Consider the following 3,161-nt stretch of genomic DNA (forward strand, 5'->3'; position numbering starts at 1 on the left):
GCCCAGCGGCGCCGGGTCGGCCCGGCCGGCACCCGCCTCCCAGAGACTCTCCTTGAACGACTCCAGGCTGCGGTCCGAGGCGGTGCCGAAGCCGATCCGCCGGCCGGAGGGCAACTCCACCTCGGCGACCAGCGGGAAGCCGGCGTCGGCCAGCGCCGGCCGCAGCGGCGTACCCGGACCGGCCGGCACCAGCACCTCGCCGGGTCGACCGGAGGCGGCGGCGGAGAGCGCCACCGGATCGACCGCGTCCGCCACCTCCAGGTAGGACAGCACCGGCGCGCCGGACGCCCCGGACGCGCGCAGCGCCACCGGCAGCAGGGCCGTCGGGCCGGGCATCAGGTGCACCGTGACCTCGGTCGGCAGCCCCGCCTCGGCGGCACCCAGCCGCGCCGGCAGCTCCTCGGTGCCGCCGGCCAGCACCAGCACGGTCAACCGGGCACCACGGACGTCACCGGCGCACTCGCCGGCCACCCGGACGACCTCCTCGGCCAGGGCGGGGTCACGCCCGTCGTACCCGAGGACCACCGTCGCCCGGCGCGCGCGTCGCAACGCGCCCGGCACCCAGACCCTCAGGTGCCGGACCACCACCTGCCGCCCCACCTCATCTGCCACCCTGCCGTTCTACCGCACCGCCCGGCCGGGACGCGGCCGGGACGGGTCAGTGCGACGCGGCGGCCGGGACGGAGATGCCGATGCCACCCCGGGTGTCGCCGCCGTACCTGCTGATCTCGGCGGCCAGGTCGAGACGGCCGATCCGGGTACGGGCGTCGAGCGCGGCGTCGTCCAGCCGGTCGGCCGGCACCAGCCAGACCACCTCGAACTCCAGACCGTCCGGGTCCTGCCCGTAGAGGCTCTTGGTGGTGCCGTGGTCGGAGGTGCCGACCAGGGCACCGGCCCCGGCCAGTCGGCGGGCGGTGGCGGCCAGCTCGTCGAGCGTGTCCACCTCCCAGGCCAGGTGGTAGAGGCCGACGGTGGCCCGGCCGGCGGTCGACCGACCGGCACCCGCGCCGATCTCGAAGAGGCCGAGGTCGTGGTCGTTGGTGGAGTCGGGTGCCTGGAGGAAGGCAGCGCCCCGGAACCCCTCCGGGGTCATCGGCACCCGGCGGAAGCCGAGCACGTCGCGATAGAAGGCGACGCTGCGCTCCAGGTCACTGACGTAGAGGACGGCGTGGTTGAGGCGATGGATTCCCATGCCACCGAGGCTAGCGCGTTTTAGTTGAGCGTTCAACTATCTCCGCTATGATGGGCGTCATGACCCGCTGGCTGGACCCGGACGAACAGCGCACCTGGCGAGCGTTCCTGACCGCGTCCCGCGCGTTGATGGAGGCGCTCGACCGCGAGCTGCAACGCGACGCCGGGATGCCGCACGCCTACTACGAGATCCTGGTCCGACTCTCCGAGGCCCCGGAGCGGCGACTGCGGATGAGCGACCTCGCCGAGGCGAGCGGCTCCTCCCGCAGCCGGCTCTCGCACGCCGTGGCCCGCCTGGAGGCCGCCGGCTGGGTCCGTCGGGAGGACTGCCCGACCGACCGGCGAGGGCAGATCGCCCTGCTCACCGACGACGGCTTCGCCGCACTGGCCGCCGCCGCACCCGGCCACGTCGAGGGGGTACGCCGCCACCTCTTCGACGCGCTCAGCCCCGCCCAGGTCGACCAGTTACGCCGGATCAGCGAGGCATTGGCCGATCGCCTGACCCGCCCCTGACCGGATCCTGACCGAACCACTCCGGCGCGGGTCTTGTACATAACGTCGTCGGATGAGCACGATGGGGCGTGCCCTCCGGCTTCGGTGAACTGACTGATCAGGCGCACGACCTGGTCTCCTCCGGCGATCTCGCCGGCGCTCAACGGCTCCTCGCCGACGCGCTGACCGGCGCCGACCCGCGCCCGGCCAACGCGACACCCGAGATGGCCGAGGCGGCCGGCCTGCACGCGCGGGTGCTGGTCGCCCTCGGCGAGCCGCACTCCGCACGAGGCTGGGCGGCGTACGCGTACGCCGCCACCACCCGTCTGCACGGCCGCTCCGACCCGCGTACGGTCGCCGCCGCGGCCACCCTCGCGGCGGTGCTGCACCGGGTCGGCAGTTGGTCCCGCGCCGCCCGGCTGTACCAGGAAGTCATCATCGAGCTGACCGCCTCGGACGGGCCGGAGTCCCTGCGGGTCCTCGCCGCACACGCCGACCTGGCCACCGTGGAGTACGCCCGTGGCCAGTGCCAGGTGGCCCGCGACCGCCTCCAGGACGCGTGGGAGCTGCACCGCGAGGTCTACGGCGACGGGCAGCCCAGCGGCATCAAGATGCTCGCCCGGCTCGGCTCGATGCAACGCGACTGCGGGCAGTTCACCGAGGCGCAGGACCACCTCGCGCTGGCCCGGGAACTCGCCCGTCGGCACCTCGCCCCGGACGACCCGTTGACCGCCCAGGTGGCGTCGCTGTCCCGGGCCCCGGCCAACCCCGACCACGTCTGCGCCGACACCCCGCCGGTGGGCGCGGAGGGCTCCGTCGTACCGGCCGCGCGGACCCCGTCGCAGGGTGACGCCCCGCCCAGCGGTGACTGGGCGGCCACCGCCGCCGCCCCGCCCGACTGGTCCGACCACGACACCGACGACCGGCCGGACGATCCCCGCGCGGACTGGTCCGGGACCGATCCCACCCGGCCGCCGACCGCCACCCCACCGGCCTCCGGCCCGGCGTCGACCTGGACGGCGGCATCGTCCGCGCCGGCACCCGACCCGACGTGGACGGCGTCCGCACCCCCCGACGCCGGGACCACCCCGAACTGGACGGCGTCCGGGCCGGCGGGGTCCGGAGCGGACCCGGGCGGTTGGCCCGACCCGGACGACGTCGACCGGGACTGGACGACGTCGACGGGAGCCACCCCGAACTGGACCGCCGACGACGCGGCGTGGGACGGGACCGGCGGTCCGCAGGGCTGGCCCGCCGAGGCCACCGACGGACGGACCTGGCCGGCGGGATACCAGGCGGACTGGCCCACGGAGAGCACCGGTCCGGCGGGCTGGCCGGCGACGGGCGACCCGGCGGATGCCCGCTACGCCGGGGAGCAGCACCCGCCCGAGGGCTATCACCCCGGTCAGGGCCACCCGGCCGGTCAGCAGCCCGCCGGGGCGGCGTCGCCGGTGCCGACCCCACGGCCTGTCTCTGAT

The 3,161-nt window shown here is 75.6% G+C and carries 4 protein-coding genes; 2 read left to right on the forward strand and 2 right to left on the reverse strand.

Annotated features, from left to right (window positions below; genetic code table 11):
* Both EYA84_RS29545 and EYA84_RS29550 read right to left on the reverse strand, forming a co-directional pair.
* On the reverse strand, positions 1-612 hold a 612-nt coding region (locus tag EYA84_RS29545), incomplete at its 3' end, for a hypothetical protein (protein ID WP_131057359.1).
* 46 nt (positions 613-658) lie between these two features.
* Complete coding sequence (locus EYA84_RS29550) at positions 659-1,192, reverse strand: VOC family protein (RefSeq protein ID WP_131057361.1); 534 nt, start codon at positions 1,190-1,192, stop codon at positions 659-661.
* Positions 1,193-1,242: 50 nt separating this feature from the next.
* Between EYA84_RS29550 and EYA84_RS29555 the strand changes: the two genes are divergently transcribed.
* Positions 1,243-1,704: a MarR family winged helix-turn-helix transcriptional regulator gene (locus tag EYA84_RS29555; protein ID WP_131057363.1), complete on the forward strand. Its 462-nt coding sequence runs from the start codon at positions 1,243-1,245 to the stop codon at positions 1,702-1,704.
* A 68-nt stretch (positions 1,705-1,772) separates the two neighbouring features.
* On the forward strand, positions 1,773-3,161 hold a 1,389-nt coding region (locus EYA84_RS33735; protein ID WP_236146030.1), incomplete at its 3' end, for a tetratricopeptide repeat protein.

This window comes from Verrucosispora sp. SN26_14.1 (assembly GCF_004307965.1).
Taxonomy (GTDB): domain Bacteria; phylum Actinomycetota; class Actinomycetes; order Mycobacteriales; family Micromonosporaceae; genus Micromonospora.

Bases quoted from the DNA above. Each gene is read 5' to 3' on its own strand.
- EYA84_RS29550 (WP_131057361.1), bottom strand. From the start codon at position 1,192: ATGGGAATCCATCGCCTCAACCACGCCGTCCTCTACGTCAGTGACCTG.
- EYA84_RS29555 (WP_131057363.1), top strand. From the start codon at position 1,243: ATGGGCGTCATGACCCGCTGGCTGGACCCGGACGAACAGCGCACCTGG.